The sequence below is a fragment of the Phenylobacterium sp. genome (genome assembly GCF_030646615.1).
GTDB lineage: Bacteria > Pseudomonadota > Alphaproteobacteria > Caulobacterales > Caulobacteraceae > Phenylobacterium.
The window spans coordinates 1-15,813 of record NZ_JAUSLG010000052.1 but is presented as its reverse complement, the minus strand read 5'-3'; the positions used below and the strand labels follow the sequence as shown (position 1 = coordinate 15,813).

Genomic DNA, 15,813 nt, shown 5'->3' with positions numbered 1-15,813 from the left:
ACGCGCCCCTCAGAGCATGAGCGCGTTGTTCCGATCACCGGCTCCCAGCTATCGGAACGCGCTCTTAGCCGCGCTGAGCCGCCCTGCGCGCAAGAGCGCGGCCGATGGCCTTTGGCGGCTCGCTGCGCAGCACGAGGGAGGTGGTCACCGGGCCAAAGCGGGCGACGCCGTCCACCAGGGTTTCCAGATCCCCCGGCGTCGGCACGACCACCTTCAGCAGGAAGCAGTCCTCCCCGGTCAGCCTATGGGCCTCGATCACCTCCGGCATGGCGGCGAACCGGTCGAGACAGGCGCGTATGTGCTCATGGGTGGTGCGCAGGCGGATGATCGCCATCATCGGCAGGCCCAGGCGGGTGGGATCGATGCGGGCGCCGTAGCCGGTGATCACCCCCCGCTCCTCCAGCCGCTTGACCCGCTCGGAGACCGAGGGCTGGGACATGCCGATCTGTCGGGCCAGTTCGGACAAGGGCTGGCGGCCGTTCTCCTGCAGCGCCTCCAGGATGGCCAGGTCCACCCCGTCCAGCTCGCCCTTGAGGGTCCGCCCGCCATTTGCCTTGAAATCATCGGAAACGGCCGTCTTTTGCCGATGATCAACCATGTTCAATCCTCCCCGCGACCTCGATCCTCTGTCCCTGGACTTTAGAGCAGGGGCGAGGCGATGGCGCGGCTGATCATGTTGCCGGGATTGGGCGGTTCCGGGCGAAACCACTGGCACACCCGCTGGGAAGGTTTTGAGCCCACGGCGATGCGTCTGGCGCCCGCCTCATGGACCGCGCCGGACCTTCGCGACTGGATCGCGGCTCTGGATCGCGCCGCCGCCGAGGCGGGCGAACCCCTGGTGCTGGTGGCCCACAGCATGGCCTGCCTGCTGGTGGCGCACTGGGCGAAAGCTCGGCCGGCCGCGGCCTGCGGCGCGGTGCTGGTCGCCCCGCCGGATGAGGCGAGCCCGCGCTACCCCGCCGAGGCGGCGAGCTTCGCCCAGGCGCCGGCTGTCCCCCTGCCCTTCCCCAGCCTGGTCGTGGCCAGCGCCGACGATGCCTATTGCGCCCTGCCGGCGGCGCGCCGCCTGGCCGGTCAGTGGGGCGCCGGATTCGTGGACATGGGTCGCCTCGGACACATCAACGCCGCCAGCGGCCTGGGCGACTGGCCGGAGGGCTGGCGCTTGCTGAGCGCCTTCCGCGCCGGGCTGGGCGCGCCGCCGCCGCAGGACGGGCCGGTCCCGGACCTGAGGTGAGGTCTCAGGCCTCAGCAGTCCACCAGGTGGAGGCCAGGGACAGGTCGGTCGACTCCAGGAGGCGGGTCTTGTCCGCGTCCTGCCGCGCGCCCACGACAACTATCTGGGCGTAGCCATCCGCCCGGAGCCTTTCCCGAGCCTCAGCCAGCAAAGCGCCGCCCAGGGCCTGCCAGTGGGCCGGCGCCACGACGAAGTCATCGATCACCGCCGTACGCCCGCCAGGATCGTAGACCGGCGGTGAGGGCGTCGGCTGGGCGATGAGGAAACCTGTCACCGCCCCGTCGAACTCCACCACCAGCGCTAGGACATCGGCCTTGGCGAACAGGTGGGTGAACCACAGGCGGCTCATCTCAACGGCGTTCTCCGCCCGACGCCAGAAGCGGGGCTCGAAGGTCTCATAGAGCGCCCGCCGCATCTCGGCCAGCTGCACGCAGGCCTCCACGTCAGTCGCCTCGGCGATGCGAATTCTCATGTCGACAACCTCAAGGCGGCGCCACCCTGTCGAACCAGGGCCTGGCCTGTTCCAGCTGGCCGGCCAGGCGGAAGAGCCGCCCCTCCTCGCCCATGGGGGCGACGAACTGCAGGCCGATGGGCAGGCCCTCTTCGCTCCAGGCCAGGGGCACGCTCATGGCCGGCTGGCCGGTGTTGTTGAAGGCCTGGGTGTTGCTCATGAAGGAGAACAGGCGGCGGGCATATTGGCTCAGATCCTCAGTCAGCCAGCCCACCGGCGGCGGCGGCCGCCCGGTGGTGGACAGAAGCAGGATGTCAAAGTCGGCGAACAGGCCCGCCACCGCGCGGCCGAAGGCGTGCACGACCGCGACCGCCTGGACGTAGTGCGAGGCCGACAGCTCGCGTCCGCGGCGATAGCTCATCCAGGTGGTGAACTCGACCTCGTCCTCGCCGATCGGCCGGCCACGACGCTCGGCCTCGGCGTCAAGGGTGGCCGCCACGCTGGCGGCGATGATCACCCCAGCCGCCTGCGAGAGGGCGGCGAGATCGCCGGGCAAACTGGCCTCCGTCACATCATGGCCGAGGCTCGCGCAGAGGGCGGCGGCGTCGCGCACCGCCTGAACGCACTGCGGGTCCAGTTCGGGGCTGGCGAGGGAGGCGGTGGTGAAGGCGATACGCAGCTGGCCCGGATCGCGGCCGACCTCCTGGGCGAAGGGGCGCTCTGGCGGCGCCAGGAAGTAGGGATCGCCCACCTGCGGCTGGCTGACCACATCCAGCAGGGCGGCGCTGTCGCGCACCGAGCGGGTGAGCGCATGCTGCATGGAGGCGCCGGCCCACCCCTCGCCGGCCGGGGCGAAGGAGACCCGGCCGCGCGAGGGTTTCAGACCGAAGAGACCGCAGGCTGAGGCCGGGACGCGAATGGAGCCGCCACCGTCGCTGGCGTGGGCGCCAGGCACAATGCCCGCGGCCACCGCCGCCGAGGCGCCGCCGGACGAGCCCCCCGGGGTGTGATCCAGGTTCCAGGGATTGCGGCTGGCGCCGAACAGCGCCGGCTCCGTCACCGGGGCCAGGCCGAACTCCGGCGTATTGGTCTTGCCGAAGATGATCAGACCCGCCCGGCGATAGGCGGCCACGATGGCGCTGTCGGCCTCGGCGCGAGCGCCCTTGAAGGCCCGGGAGCCGCCGGTGGTGACTGTACCGGCCAGCTGGGCGCCCAGGTCCTTGAGGAGAAAGGGCACGCCGGCCAAGGGGCCTTCTGTCGCGTGGGCCAGCTCGCCGCGGGCGAAGTCTGAGAGATCCTGGGTGATGGCGTTGATCTGCGGATTGACCGCCGCGGCGCGCGCCAGGGCGGTCTCCAGCAGTTCGGTGGCCGAGACCTCGCGCCGGGCCACCAGCGCGGCCAGGCCGGTCATGTCGTGGGCGCGATAGTCCTCGAACCTCATGGCGCGTCTCCTGATGGGTTGGCGGGTCTAGCGGCTGCGGCCCCGTGCGCTAACCGGCCAGATGTCGGTCAGGGTGTCGCCGGCGACCACGTGGTAGCTGTCATAGAGGTTCACCGTGGGGTCGCAGTGGGGCACGGCCAGGGTGACCAGGTCGGTGATCTGCAGGGTCTCGCCGACGCCCCTGGCGATCACCGCCCCGTGCTCGTCGCCCATGAAGGCGAACCGCGCCCCCTCGGGCGCCCCGGCCAGCACCTGCGGCGGGGCCGCGTCGGTGGAGAAGGCCTTGAACCCCGCATCCACCGTGACGAGCATCGGGCTGTTGGCGCTGACCACCCGGGCGTCGACGAAGAGGCTGCGCTCATACGGCGAAGGCCCGTCGGCCGTGAGCGCGCAGGCGGCGTACTGGTCGTCCATGAAGACGTAGGAGCCCACCTGCCACTCGGTGAAGACGCCGAGCTCCAGATCGATCCGATGGGTCCCGGTGCCGCAGCCGGTGACCACCGGGGGCGCAAGCCCTGCGGCCGCCAGCGCCGCGATCGTGGCCTGCAGCGCCTCGGTCTGGGCGATGATGGCCGAGCGGCGCTCGTCATAGGCTTCGATGTGCTGCTCGCGGCCGCAGTACTTCTGCACCCCTTCATAGGTCAGGCCCGGCGCCTGCGCGATCTGGCGGGCCAGGGCGACGGCGGCTTCGTCGGAGGCCACGCCCGTGCGGTGGATGCCCGGATCGATGTCGACGAACACGCCCAGCTGGCGGTCGGCTGAGGCGGCGGCCAGGGCGGTCACATTTGCGGGGTTGTCGGCGACCACCGACAGGCGCTCGGTTCGGGCGTTGAGCGCCATCAGGCGGGTGATGGCCGGCGCGGTCACCACCGGCGAGGTGATGTGCAGCCCCTCGATCCCGCCCTCGGCCAGGGCTTCGGCCTCACCGAGCTTGGCGCAGCAGAGGCCGACCGCGCCGGCCGCCACCTGACGGCGGGCGATATCGACGCTCTTATGGGTCTTGGCGTGGGGCCGCAGGCGCACCCCGGCCTGGGCGGCCAGCTCGGCCATGGCGGCGATATTGCGATCGAGCGCCTCCACGTCCAGCACCAGCACCGGCGTGTTGAGCGCCCGGCGCGAGCCCTGCTGGCCAATCAGGTGGCCGTGGAGGCGGCGGTCGTCGGACAGGGCGGTCATGGGATCTCCGGCCCGGTTGAGCGGCTCAGCGAGATAGCGCGCCCTCTCCGTTTCGCCTCAGGTGATCAAAGACCGGCGGCCCTGGCAATGGGTGACCGAGCGTCATTAAGGCTCAATTGGCCGCAGGGTTTGGGCCTGCCGATCAGGTATTCGGCCTTGGCGCCGGTGCGACGACGTGGCATCCGTCGCCGCAACAAACGTCTTGCGGCTACGTCCAGTGTCCCATGCGTGCCCCCCAAAGGGGCGGAACAGGATGAGGCTGCACGATGATCTCTTTGATATTCCAAGGTTCGCCGGTTTAGCTCAGCTGGTAGAGCAGCGGTTTTGTAAACCGAAGGTCGCGGGTTCGAGTCCTGCAACCGGCACCACCTTCTCAGGCGATATCAGATCAAAAGGCGCGCGCCGAGAGGCGTGAGCCGCCACCGGAAAGAGGATTCCGATGTCATTTCCCGCCACGCATCCGGCGCTCAGCCGGGCGCTCGAGGCGCAGGGCTATGCGACCCCGACCCCAGTCCAGGCCGCCGTGCTGGAGGCGCCGGAGGGCCGCGACCTGCTGGTGTCGGCCCAGACCGGGTCGGGCAAGACCGTCGCCTTTGGCCTCGCCGCCGCCACCACCCTGCTGGGTGAAGCCGAAACCTTCAGCCAGGCCGGTCCGCCGCTGGCCCTGGTGATTGCGCCGACCCGCGAACTGGCCCTGCAGGTCAGCCGCGAACTGGAATGGCTCTACGCCAACGCCAAGGCCCGGGTGGTCACCTGCGTCGGCGGCATGGACGCGCGGCGCGAGCAGCGCGCCCTGGGCGCCGGCTGCCATATCGTCGTCGGCACCCCTGGCCGCCTGCGCGACCACCTGGAGCGGGGCAATCTGGACCTGTCGGCCCTGAAGGTCGCGGTGCTGGACGAGGCCGACGAGATGCTCGACCTGGGCTTCCGCGAGGACCTGGAAGAGATTCTGGACTCCACCCCGATCACCCGCCAGACCCTGCTGTTCTCGGCCACCATCGCCAAGGACATCGTGACCCTGGCCCGCCGCTATCAGCGGGACGCCACGCGGATCGACACCACCCGCCGCGACGAGGCCCACGGGGACATCGCCTATCGCGCCGTCCGCGTTGCGCCCAACGAGGTCGAGAAGGCCGTCGTCAACCTGCTGCGCTACTATGAATCTCCCGGCGCCCTGATCTTCTGCGCCACCCGCGAGGCGGTGCGCCACCTGTACGGCGCCCTGCGCGAGCGCGGCTTCTCGGCGGTGCAGCTGTCGGGTGAGCTCAGCCAGAAGGAGCGCGCCGACGCCCTGCAGGCCCTGCGCGACGGCCATGCGCGGGCCTGCGTCGCCACCGACGTCGCCGCCCGCGGCCTGGACCTGCCCGACCTTGGTCTGGTCATCCACGCCGAACTGCCGGTCAACAAGGCCGGCCTGCTTCACCGGAGCGGCCGCACCGGTCGGGCCGGGCGCAAGGGCGTGTCGGTGCTGGTGGTGCCCTATACCCGCCGTCGCAAGGCCGAACAGCTGCTGGCCTCGGCCGGCGTCGAGGCCGAATGGGTCGGGCCGCCGTCCGGCGAAGAGATCCGCATCCGCGACCAGGAACGCCTGCTGGCCGATCCGATGCTCAACGAGCCCCTGACGGGCGAAGACCTGACGCTGGCCCAGAAGCTGCTGGCCGACCGCGGCCCTGAGGCCGTGGCTGCGGCCCTGGTGCGTCTGCACCGCTCACGGATGCCGGCCCCGGAGGAGCTGTTCGACGACGTGCGCGACCGCTCGCCGTCCGAGCCGCGCCCGGCGCGCCCCGAGCGCGGACCCCGGCCCGAGGCGATCTCCGACGGCGTCTGGTTCCGCATGCCCGTCGGCCGCAGCAAGAACGCCGATCCCAAGTGGATCCTGCCGATGATCTGCCGCCTGGGTCACGTGACCAAGAAGGACATCGGCCAGATCCGCATCTTCGACCGCGAGACCAAGTTCGAGATCTCCAAGGCCGCCGAAGAGCGCTTCCGCGAGGCGATCAAGGCGGCGGGCTCCACCGCCGAGATCCCCGTCGAGGCCAGCGAGCCCCCCGGCGCCGCGCCACCCCGTCGGCCTGGTCCGCCTCGCAATCGCGACGATGGCGACATGTCGCGTCCGCCGCGCCGCGATTTCGGCCCCCGCCCGGACTCCCGTCCTGACACCCGAGGCGACGCCCGTCCCGATCGGGGTCCGCCCCGCGACCGCCCCCGCGGCGACGGCCCGCCGCCCCGCGGCCCCCGCTCGGGCCCGCCGGGCGCCGGCTTCGCCGGTCCCAAGGGTCCGAAGAAGCCCTGGGACCCCGCTGCGCCCAAGGGCCCCAAGGGACCCGGCAAGCCGCGGAAGCCCCGGGACTAAGACCTTAAAGCCCTGCGCTCAGGCGTTGAGCGCAGGGCCCGTATAGCTGTCGCGCAGGTCCTTCTTCAGGACCTTGCCGATGTGGCTGCGGGGCAGGTTGTCGATCAGCACCACGTCGGCCAGGCGCTGGGTCTTGCCGACCCGGGCGTTGAGCCAGGTCTTGATCTCGTCCGGCGTGGCGGTCTTGCCCGGGCGCAGGGTGACATAGGCCACAGGCGTCTCGCCCCAGCGGTCGGACGGCACGCCGACCACGGCCGATTCCAGCACGTCCTCGTGCTTGGCCAACTCCAGCTCCATGTCGCTGGGATAGATGTTGAAGCCGCCCGAGATGATCATGTCCTTCTTGCGGTCCATGAGCGTCAGGAAGCCGTCCTCGTCGAAGCGGCCTACATCGCCGGTACGGATGAAGCGCAGGCCGTCTGGGCTGTACCACTCGGCGTCGCGGGTCTTGCCCGGCTGGTTGTGGTAGCCGACCATCATCGCGCCCGAGCGACCGACCACCTCCCCCACATGCCCCTGGGGGACCTCCTGGCCGTCCTCGTCGATCAGCCGGATGTCGTGGCCGTTCATCGGCTGGCCGACCGTGTGCAGCTTATCGGGGTGCTCGTGGGCCACCAGCATGCAGGAGCCGCCGCCCTCGGTCATGCCGTAGAACTCGATCAGGCCGCCGGGCCAGCGCTTCAGCACATCGGCCTTCACCTCCGGCGAGAAGGGGGCGGAGGTGGAGAACTTCAGGGCGAAGCTCGACAGGTCATAGGTGTCGAAGTCGGGCCGCTCCATGATCCGGCGGTACTGGACCGGCACCAGCATGGCGTGGGTGGCCCTGTGGCGGGCCGCCATCTCCAAGAACTTCTGGGCGTCGAACTTGGGCATCAGCACCGCCGTGCCGCCATTGCCCAGGGTCGGCAGGAAGCTGACCAGGGTGGTGTTCGAATAGAGCGGCGTGGAGACCATGGTCACCGCCTCGTTGGAATAGATGCCCCGCCGAACCTGGCCCCAGCGCATGGCGTGCGGCTGGACGATGCCCTTGGGCGCGCCCGTGGTGCCGGAGGAATAGATGATGTTGAACGGATCGTCGGGGCCAACGTCCACGGGCTGGGGCGTCGCCCCCTCGGGGGCCAGCCAGTCCTGGAACGACACGCCGACCGAGGAGCCGTCCAGGGCCACGCGCCTGGCCTTGATCTGATCGGCCACCGGCTCCAGCAGGGCGGCGACGCCTTCGTCGAGGAAGAAGACCTTGGCCCCACAGTCGTTGAGCATCATCAGCAGGCTGTCGGCGGTGGACGAGGGCGCCAGCGGGGCTGCGGCCGCGCCGGCCCGCAGCGCGCCCATGAAGACCGCGGCATATTCGAGGGACGTGGTGGCGCAGATCGCAGCCGCCTCGTGCGGGCCGACTCCGTCCCGCTGCAGGGCGGCGGCGATACGGTCCATCAGCTGGGTCAGGCCGGCATAGGCCAACGTGCGCTCGCCATCGACCAGGGCGACATGGTCTGGCCGCTCGCGGGCCTGGGAGGCGATCAGCTCCGCCAGGGTCCCGAAGTCCTGGCCCATCAGTTCCTCGGTGGTCATCGCAGCGTCCCTTTCCCGGATGTCTTTTCGGGAGTGGGCATATCGCGGAAGCCCGCCGGGCGGCAACCGCGTCGGCGTGATCTCAGCCGTTCCAGCGCCGGATGCGGCCCACGTCCACATGGACGAAGTCCGAGCCGGGATAGTAGCCGACCCCGCCAGACTGCAGGGCCCATGCGGCGTCGCGCAATCGGGCGAGTTCCACCCCGGGCAGGCGGATATCCATGGCCAGGCCGTCCATATGCAGGCTGCGCTTGGCGACGCCCCCGCCGCCGGACTGGCGCAGGGCTTCATTGGTGCGTGGGGACCGATAGCCGGAGATGACCTGCACCGGCTGAGTCGCCCCGAGGTCCGTCTGCAGTCGGGCGACCAGGTCGAGAAGGCCCGGCGCCATCTCGTGCGTCTCGCCGGTGCGGTGGTCGCGCAGCACCCGAGCAAGCCCCTCCAGGGCGTCCCGCACATAGGCGCCGGCCTCCCAATAGGTAGCCGCCAGGCGTTCGCCCGTGTGCAGGTTGAGGACCGAAAGGCGGCGCGGATTGGGGCTTGCAGCCAGGGCCGGCCCAGCCAGCGGCAGGGCGAGGGCCGATCCGATCAGGACGCGTCTGTTCAGGGACATGCGTGTTCTCCCACGCGCCTGAGTTTATCAGCCCTTAGTCCGCTTGCGAGGCGCATTCGCTCTGTGGCGGCGCCATGTCGCGGTCGAGCCGCCCCAGGACCTGGCTTTGCAGAGCCGCCGTGACCTGGGCGTCCCAGCCATAGGGATCGGCGAGCAGATGCAGACCCGCCGCGTCCACCAGGGCTGTGCTGTAGATGACGAGCACCGGGACCTGTACGGCGAGGTCGACCCGGCGGGTCTGGCCCTGGGCGATCGCCGCCTCCACCATGTCCCGGGTCCAGCCCTGGCTCGCCAGGAGCAGGGTCGCTAGCTCCCGGGGCTTCTCCAGGCGCATGCAGCCGTGACTCAGCGTGCGGACGGGCCGCTGGAACGCCGAACGCCCCGGGGTGTCATGCAGATAGACGCCGAAGGGACTCGGCATGTCGAACTTCACCTGGCCCAGGGAATTGGTGGGCCCCGGCCGCTGCTGCAGCCGGCCGTCCCGATAGGTGAAGTTGTTGCGCGCCAGATAGCCCGGATCGCGGGCGGCCCGGGGCAGGATCTCGCCGTTGGCGATGGAGGCCGGCACGTTCCACGGCGGGTTGAAGACTACGGTCTCGATCTGCGAGGCGAACATCGGCGTCTTGGTGGCTGGCGCGCCGACGATGATACGCATGTCCAGCACACGGACGCCGTCGACGAACAGGGCCGCGCGGGCCGCCCCGACATCCGCCTCGATGCGAGTCGCAGGCAGCGGACGCGGCAGCCAGCGCCAGCGCTCCAGATTGGCGTCGATCTGCGCTAACCGGGACTGGGCGCTGGCGTTCAACGCCGCATAGGTTGCTGGGCCGACCACGCCGTCCGCCTCCAGACCCCGGAGGGCCTGGAAACGACGCACAGCGGCCACGAGCGCCTCGCCATACATGTCCGGCGGATCAGAGACTGAGAGATCGTCGGGTGACGCCTCCGGGTGCTGCGCCGCAAGCCCCTCCGCCGCCAGCCGGGCCCGCAGGGCCTCGACCTGCGGGCCGAGGTCGCCGGGTCGCAAAACCTCGACAGAGGCCAGCGACGCCCAGCCGCCGGCCGCCACCCTGGCCGCGTAGTCACGCCGGGCCGCGACCAGGCCGTGATAGCGGGGATCGGCGACCGACAGGCTGGCGATCCATTCGGCCACGGTCCCGCCTGCCCGGGCCGCCGCCCATTCGCCGGCCAGGTCCCGCGGCGTGGGGGCGATCGCCCACAGGTCGTTCACGGTCCTTGGGCGAGCGATGCGACCTGTCTCGACCCGGGCATGGGCCAGGAGCGCCGCCTCGAGGTCATCTGACGTCATAGGGCCTGAGAGGGCCGGCGTCGGCTCGGCCCCGGCCCGGAGGGCGCTGAGAATGGCCGCCCGCTCCACCACGGTGACCGGCTCGGCCTCCACGGCGGACGCCGAAGCCAGGACGAGAAGCGCGGCGCAAAGCTGAATGAGCCAGATCATGGCCCTTCCTAGCACGATGCCTCCGGCGCCGAAGCCCGCGCCTTTCTTCCCCCCTCGTGCGGCCCACGCATTGCATGGCGCGGGGACTGGGCTAGCTTGCCGCAAATTTTGAAAGAGGCGCGCGCATCCACATGCTTGAGCAAACCAAGACGGCCCTGGCGATCACCTGCCTGATGGCGCTGGCGGCCTGCGGCCAGGGTGACGGCGGCTCTGCGCCGGCTGGGGGCGCGAAGGCTCCGGCGCCGGCCCCGCGCAGCGAAGCCGAGGTCCAGGCCCTGCTGGCCGCCCTCCCCGCCCCCTACAATACCGCCGACCTGGAGAACGGCCGGCGGCAGTTCGGCCTTTGCCGCTCCTGCCATACGGTGGGCGAGGGCGGACCGAACATGACGGGCCCCAATCTGCACGGCGTGTTTGGCCGGCCCGCGGCGTCGGTCGAGGGCTATCGGTATTCCGATGCGCTGCAGAACGCCGGCTTCGTCTGGGACGCCGAGCGTCTCGACGCCTGGCTGGCCAATCCGCGCACCTATCTGCCCGGCAACCGGATGACCTTCGTCGGTCTCGATGACCCCAAGAAGCGCATCGACCTGATCGCCTATCTGAAGGTCGAATCCGGCTTTGCGCCCGGTGACGCGGCGGCGCCTGAACCGGCGCCCGCGGCGCCAGCCGAGTCGTAAAACACGAATGACGTGCGATTTTGGGCGGCCACAACCTTGACGATGTGAAACCCAGCGCCCAACTTGGGGGGGTCGCGTTCACGTAGCATCTGTCGAGCGCGGCGATCGCCCCGAGGCCACGCAAGGCTTCGGGGCGGCCCCCAATCCTGACGACTGGGCCTTCCCCTGCCCCCCGGGGGAAGGCCTCTTTCGTTTGGGGCGTCAGGACTCCCGGACGCGCGCCTATTCGGCGGCGTTGGCGACCCGGGCCTGCTCGGCCTCCTCGAAGGCTTCGATCCGGCGGGCCATGTGCTCGGGCGACTTCGTAAACCGCGCCAGCAGGTTGTAGAAGACCGGCACGATGAACAGGGTCAGCATCGTCGCGAAGATGGCCCCGAAGAAGATGACCACCCCGATGGAACGACGGGATTCCCCCCCGGCGCCGCCCCAGACGATCAGCGGGATCGCCCCGGCCGACGCCGAGATCGACGTCATGATGATCGGGCGCAGGCGCAGGGTCGAGGCCTCGATCACGGCCTCGCGGATCGACAGGCCCTCATCGCGCAACTGATTGGCGAACTCGACGATGAGGATGCCGTTCTTGGCCGCGATGCCGACCATGATGATCAGGCCGATCTGACTGTAGGTGTTGATGGTCGAGCCTGCGACCAGAAGTCCGAACAGCCCCCCCAAGGCCGCCACCGGCACGGTCAGCATGATCACGGCCGGATGGATCCAGCTTTCGAACTGCGCCGCCAGAACCAGGAAGACCAGGAGCAGGGCGAGGCCGAAAGCCAGGCCGACGGCGCCGCCGGCCTCCAGATAGTCCCGAGCGCCGCCGCCCCACAGCACGCCCACGCCACCGGGCTGCTTCTCCACCTCGGCCTCGAAGAAGCTGATGGCGTCGCCCATTGTATAACCAGGATTGAGCTGCGCGCTGAGGCTGATCGACCGAGAACGATCCGTACGCTCCCGGTCGGGGGTGTCGCCGCGCACCTCGGAAGTGACAACGGACGCCAGCGGAATGGTGGCCCCGGACTCGGAGCGGACATAGAGATTGTTGAGGTCTTCCTGTGTCATCCGTTGTTCGCGGCCCGTCTGCAGGATGACGTCGTACTCGCGGCCCTCGCGGATATAGGTGGTCACCCGCCGAGAGCCGAACATGGTCTCCATGGCGCGACCAACCGCCTGGGTCGAGACACCAAGCGCCGCCGCCTTTTCCCGGTCGATCGTCACCAGCAGGCGCGGCGACGTCGGCTCATAGTCCAGCCGCACCCGAGCGAGGCCGGGATTCTGCTCGGCTGCGGCCTGAAGGGGACGTAGCCAGTCGGCGATCTGGTCATATTCCGTGCCGATGGCGATTAGATCGACACTATTGCCTTCGCTGCCGCGAAGAGCCGGTCGCACAAAGGCGATGGCTCGGACGCTAGTTATTTCTTCGAGCTCCTTGTTCAGCTGTGCGGCGAGCTGATTGGAATTCACGCCGCCTTCCGGAACCGTCACATTGCCATTGCCCGTATTGTATTGGCTTCCCCCGAAGCGGGGCATGGAGATGAGATAGCGAGAAACCTCGCCCGCCTCATACATCTCCATCAAGCGGGCCTCGATCTGCTTCACCGCATCATAGGTATAGTCGAAGCCCGCGCCTTCTGGGCCATTGATGCTTATATCAACTCGGCCGCGGTCTTCCTCGGGCACCAGTTCGCTCGGCAGATAGCTGAAGACGCCGAACGCCGCACCCGCCAGGACCAGAACCACGAGACCCGTCGCCCAGGTAGCCGCACGCTTCCCCAGGAGATAGTCGAGGGACGCATGGTACGACGTGCGAAGCCTGTCCATCGATCCATCGACGGTCCGGGCGACGATCCCTTGGCCCTTGGCCGGGCGTAGAAGCTTGGACGCCAGCATCGGCGACAGGCTGAGCGCAAGGAGGGACGAGAACGCTACAGCGGCCGCGACTGCGACCGCCAGTTCGACGAACAGTCGGCCAATATAGCCTGGCAGGAACATCAGCGGCGCAAACACCGCCATCAGGACGATTGTGGTCGCCACGACGGCGAAGAACACCTGGCGGGTCCCCCGTTGGGCCGCCACAGGCGCCGGCTCCCCCTCGTCGACCCGCCGTTGGATATTCTCAACCACCACGATGGCGTCATCCACCACCAGGCCGATCGCCAGAACCAAGGCCAACAACGTCAGCAGATTCAGGGAGAAGCCGAGGGGCGCCAGGACGATGAAGGTGGAGAGGATGCAGATCGGCGCCACCACCGTGGGGATGATCGCGGCTCGCCAGGTGCCCAGGAAGATGAAGTTGACCAGCCCGACAATCGCCAGGCAGATGCCCATGGTGATCCACACCTCTTCCAGGGCATGCCGGGTGAAGATCGTGAAATCGACCGCCACCTCAAGCTGAGTGCCCTCGGGCAGACCGCGGTTCAGTTCTGGCAAAAGGGCGCGGATACCATCCGAAATTTCGAGATCGTTAGCCTGTGACTGACGGGTGACAGGAATGCCCACCTGGTCGCGGCCGTTGGACCGGAACATGCGACGGCGTTCGTCGGCCTCTTCGGACACACGGGCGATGTCGCCCAGGCGGGTCACATAGCCGCCCGGGCCCGACGTCGTGACAGGAAGGCTCGAGAACTCTTCGGGGGTCGTGTAGCCCCGAGCGACGCGGATGGTGAAGTCCTTCGCCTCGGCCTCCAGCGAGCCGGCCGGAAGCTCGAGGTTCTGGCTATTCAGTGCGCCTTCGACATCGGCCACCGTGACGCCGCGAGACGCCATCGCCTGAGGATCGAGCCAGATCCGCATGGCGTAGTTCTGAGCGCCGCCGACGCCGACCTGGGCGACGCCCGGCACCGTCGAAATGCGCTCCACGAGATACCGGTTGGCATAGTCGGTCAGCTGGAGGCGGTTGAGCGTGGTGGAGGAGAGGGCCAGGAAGATGATGGGCTGGGCGTCGGCGTCGGCCTTGCGGATCTGCGGCGGGTCGGCCTGCAGCGGCAGGTTGGCCGATACCCGCGACACCGCATCGCGCACATCATTGGCGGCGGCGTCGAGGTCGCGGCTGAGCTTGAACTGAATATTGATGCGCGACGAGCCGTCCCGGGACCCCGAGGTCATCCGGTCGACGCCTTCGATGCCGGCGACCTGGCGCTCGATGACTTCGGTGATCCGCTCCTCGATGACTTCGGAGGAGGCGCCGCGGTAGTCGGTGCTGATCGAGATGACCGGCGGATCGACGGCCGGCAACTCCCGCACCGTCATCTGGGTGAAGGAGGCGAGCCCGACCACGCAGAGGATGATCGCCGCCACCGCGGCGAACACTGGACGACGGACGGAGAGGTCCGAAAGGGTCATGCGCCTGGCCGTTCCGCCGCGGGATCAACGCCGGCGACGTCAGAGGGGGTTGGGGTCTTGGCGATCCGGACCGATTGCCCGCCGGTCACCTTGTTCACGCCGTTGGCCACGATGCGATCGCCGGCCTCCAGGCCGTCGCGGATTTCGACAAAGCCGTTCTGGCGCATGCCGGCGACCACCGGCCGCTGTTCGGCGCGGGGACCATTGTCGCCGTCGGCGATCAGGAAGACGAAGGAGGACGAGCCCTGCACGGAGATGGAGGCCTCGGGCACGGCCAGGCTCTCGCGCTGGCCCCGCGAAAGGGAGACCCGCATCATCATGCCCGGCCGCAGCAGGCGGTCGGGATTGGGGAAGATGGCCCGGGCCGTGATGGCGCGGGTGGACTCATCGACGCGGGTGTCCAGCGTCTCGATCTGGCCGCGGATCTGGGTGTCGGGATAGACATCGCTGGTGGCGACGATGGTCTGCCCCGCCTGCAACCCGGCCAGGTAACGCTCCGGCACCTGGAAATCGACGCGGACCGAAGACAGGTCGTCGAGGGTGACGATGGTGGCGCCCGGATTGACCAGGGCGCCCGGCGTGATGTCGGTCAGGCCGACCACGCCGGCGAAGGGGGCGCGGATCAGGCGGTCGCCGCGGCGAGCCTCCGCGGCGGCCAGGTCAGCCCGGGCGGTCAGGTAGGCGGCCTGATGCTCGTCCACCGCGGCCTTCGACGCGAAGCCCTTCTCGGCCAGGGTGTTCCAGCGCTCGAGGGTGCTCTCAGCCTGGGCGACCCGCGCGCGGGCCTGTTCGACGCCGGCGTTCTGTTCGGCGTCCTTCAGCTCGACCAGGATCTCGCCCTGGGACACGAACTGGCCGTCGTTGAACCGCACCCGCTCCACCAACTGCGTGGCCGCAGCGGTCAGGGTGACCGACTGGCGGCCCTTGGCGACGCCCAGGAGCTCGACCGTATCGTTGAAGCTCCGCGTGCCCACAGCGGTCGCCGCCACCGGCACGCCGCCGCCGCCACGGCCGCCGGGTCCCCCAGGTCCGCCGGCCTGCATCTGCTCGCCGCCCATGACCATGCGCAGACCGCCGACGATAACCATGACAAGGACGATGACCAGGGCGCCGGCGAGGAAGAAATGGCGTCTTACCAATGCGGGCTCCATCGCTCCGGCGGGGGAGCGTGCGAATGACGTGACACGGACAATAGGACTCAGCGGAAAGGCTTACGCCGCGTCCAGTAACAGAACGATGGCCGTTCGTGTCGGCTTTGAAACACGTGGGCGCTCGCTGAATATTCGAGCTGTCCTAACAAAAAGATGCCGTCGACCGCCTATGAAAATATCGCCACCTGGCCATGACGCAGGCTGGCCTGAGCCCGCCTGCGCTGCGCCCCGTCGATCAGGCGTCGTAGCCCGGCGATTCGCGGTCGAGCCGGCGCAGGCAGCCTGGCCAGGCGAGCTTGCCGCCGATGCCGCGGGCGACCTGCGATCGGACCTCGGCCTGCGAGGCCTCGGGG

Annotated in this window: 12 protein-coding genes and 1 tRNA gene; 4 read left to right on the top strand and 9 right to left on the bottom strand. The window is 69.3% G+C overall.

The annotated features are described in order from the left end of the window. Positions 1-64: 64 nt before the first annotated feature. Entirely contained in the window at positions 65-598 is a 534-nt protein-coding gene (locus Q7S93_RS09100) for an Lrp/AsnC family transcriptional regulator (RefSeq protein WP_304713570.1), read from the bottom strand. Positions 599-658: 60 nt separating this feature from the next. Between Q7S93_RS09100 and Q7S93_RS09095 the strand changes: the two genes are divergently transcribed. Beyond that, positions 659-1,234 (top strand): RBBP9/YdeN family alpha/beta hydrolase, encoded by a 576-nt coding sequence (locus Q7S93_RS09095; protein WP_304713569.1) that lies wholly within the window; start codon positions 659-661, stop codon positions 1,232-1,234. A 4-nt stretch (positions 1,235-1,238) separates the two neighbouring features. On the opposite strand, the gene Q7S93_RS09090 is transcribed toward Q7S93_RS09095, so the two are convergent. The 3 genes from Q7S93_RS09090 to Q7S93_RS09080 are packed head-to-tail and all read right to left on the bottom strand — an operon-like array spanning position 1,239 to position 4,302. Further along, positions 1,239-1,706: a GNAT family N-acetyltransferase gene (locus Q7S93_RS09090; protein WP_304713568.1), complete on the bottom strand. Its 468-nt coding sequence runs from the start codon at positions 1,704-1,706 to the stop codon at positions 1,239-1,241. 10 nt (positions 1,707-1,716) lie between these two features. After that, positions 1,717-3,126: an amidase gene (locus tag Q7S93_RS09085; protein WP_304713567.1), complete on the bottom strand. Its 1,410-nt coding sequence runs from the start codon at positions 3,124-3,126 to the stop codon at positions 1,717-1,719. Between the two features lie 27 nt (positions 3,127-3,153). Then, entirely contained in the window at positions 3,154-4,302 is a 1,149-nt protein-coding gene (locus Q7S93_RS09080; protein WP_304713566.1) for a DSD1 family PLP-dependent enzyme, read from the bottom strand. 292 nt (positions 4,303-4,594) lie between these two features. Between Q7S93_RS09080 and Q7S93_RS09075 the strand changes: the two genes are divergently transcribed. Both Q7S93_RS09075 and Q7S93_RS09070 read left to right on the top strand, forming a co-directional pair. Then, positions 4,595-4,670: transfer RNA gene (locus tag Q7S93_RS09075), tRNA-Thr, on the top strand. Positions 4,671-4,741: 71 nt separating this feature from the next. Beyond that, positions 4,742-6,655, top strand: coding sequence for a DEAD/DEAH box helicase (locus Q7S93_RS09070; protein WP_304713565.1), 1,914 nt, complete (start codon positions 4,742-4,744; stop codon positions 6,653-6,655). A gap of 18 nt (positions 6,656-6,673) precedes the next feature. On the opposite strand, the gene Q7S93_RS09065 is transcribed toward Q7S93_RS09070, so the two are convergent. The 3 genes from Q7S93_RS09065 to Q7S93_RS09055 all read right to left on the bottom strand — a co-directional run bounded on the left by Q7S93_RS09065 (position 6,674) and on the right by Q7S93_RS09055 (position 10,296). After that, on the bottom strand, positions 6,674-8,224 hold the full coding sequence (locus Q7S93_RS09065) for a class I adenylate-forming enzyme family protein (protein ID WP_304713564.1): 1,551 nt from the start codon (positions 8,222-8,224) through the stop codon (positions 6,674-6,676). An 82-nt stretch (positions 8,225-8,306) separates the two neighbouring features. Continuing rightward, positions 8,307-8,837, bottom strand: a complete 531-nt coding sequence (locus Q7S93_RS09060) for a YcbK family protein (protein WP_304713563.1) — start codon at positions 8,835-8,837, stop codon at positions 8,307-8,309. A gap of 34 nt (positions 8,838-8,871) precedes the next feature. Further along, positions 8,872-10,296, bottom strand: a complete 1,425-nt coding sequence (locus Q7S93_RS09055; RefSeq protein ID WP_304713562.1) for a L,D-transpeptidase family protein — start codon at positions 10,294-10,296, stop codon at positions 8,872-8,874. A 131-nt stretch (positions 10,297-10,427) separates the two neighbouring features. Here Q7S93_RS09055 and Q7S93_RS09050 point away from each other — a divergent pair, with 131 nt between their 5' ends. Continuing rightward, positions 10,428-10,970: a c-type cytochrome gene (locus Q7S93_RS09050; RefSeq protein ID WP_304713561.1), complete on the top strand. Its 543-nt coding sequence runs from the start codon at positions 10,428-10,430 to the stop codon at positions 10,968-10,970. 222 nt (positions 10,971-11,192) lie between these two features. On the opposite strand, the gene Q7S93_RS09045 is transcribed toward Q7S93_RS09050, so the two are convergent. Both Q7S93_RS09045 and Q7S93_RS09040 read right to left on the bottom strand, forming a co-directional pair. Then, positions 11,193-14,309, bottom strand: coding sequence for an efflux RND transporter permease subunit (locus tag Q7S93_RS09045; RefSeq protein ID WP_304713560.1), 3,117 nt, complete (start codon positions 14,307-14,309; stop codon positions 11,193-11,195). Next, positions 14,306-15,448 carry an efflux RND transporter periplasmic adaptor subunit gene (locus Q7S93_RS09040; RefSeq protein ID WP_304713559.1) on the bottom strand — a complete coding sequence of 381 codons (1,143 nt, stop codon included), beginning with the start codon at positions 15,446-15,448 and terminating at the stop codon, positions 14,306-14,308. Before Q7S93_RS09040 ends, Q7S93_RS09045 begins: the two co-directional genes overlap by 4 nt. Positions 15,449-15,813 lie beyond the last annotated feature (365 nt).

Bases quoted from the DNA above. Each gene is read 5' to 3' on its own strand.
- Q7S93_RS09065 (WP_304713564.1), bottom strand. From the start codon at position 8,224: ATGACCACCGAGGAACTGATGGGCCAGGACTTCGGGACCCTGGCGGAG.
- Q7S93_RS09045 (WP_304713560.1), bottom strand. From the start codon at position 14,309: ATGACCCTTTCGGACCTCTCCGTCCGTCGTCCAGTGTTCGCCGCGGTG.
- Q7S93_RS09095 (WP_304713569.1), top strand. From the start codon at position 659: ATGGCGCGGCTGATCATGTTGCCGGGATTGGGCGGTTCCGGGCGAAAC.
- Q7S93_RS09080 (WP_304713566.1), bottom strand. From the start codon at position 4,302: ATGACCGCCCTGTCCGACGACCGCCGCCTCCACGGCCACCTGATTGGC.
- Q7S93_RS09070 (WP_304713565.1), top strand. From the start codon at position 4,742: ATGTCATTTCCCGCCACGCATCCGGCGCTCAGCCGGGCGCTCGAGGCG.
- Q7S93_RS09085 (WP_304713567.1), bottom strand. From the start codon at position 3,126: ATGAGGTTCGAGGACTATCGCGCCCACGACATGACCGGCCTGGCCGCG.
- Q7S93_RS09100 (WP_304713570.1), bottom strand. From the start codon at position 598: ATGGTTGATCATCGGCAAAAGACGGCCGTTTCCGATGATTTCAAGGCA.
- Q7S93_RS09055 (WP_304713562.1), bottom strand. From the start codon at position 10,296: ATGATCTGGCTCATTCAGCTTTGCGCCGCGCTTCTCGTCCTGGCTTCG.
- Q7S93_RS09090 (WP_304713568.1), bottom strand. From the start codon at position 1,706: ATGAGAATTCGCATCGCCGAGGCGACTGACGTGGAGGCCTGCGTGCAG.
- Q7S93_RS09050 (WP_304713561.1), top strand. From the start codon at position 10,428: ATGCTTGAGCAAACCAAGACGGCCCTGGCGATCACCTGCCTGATGGCG.
- Q7S93_RS09060 (WP_304713563.1), bottom strand. From the start codon at position 8,837: ATGTCCCTGAACAGACGCGTCCTGATCGGATCGGCCCTCGCCCTGCCG.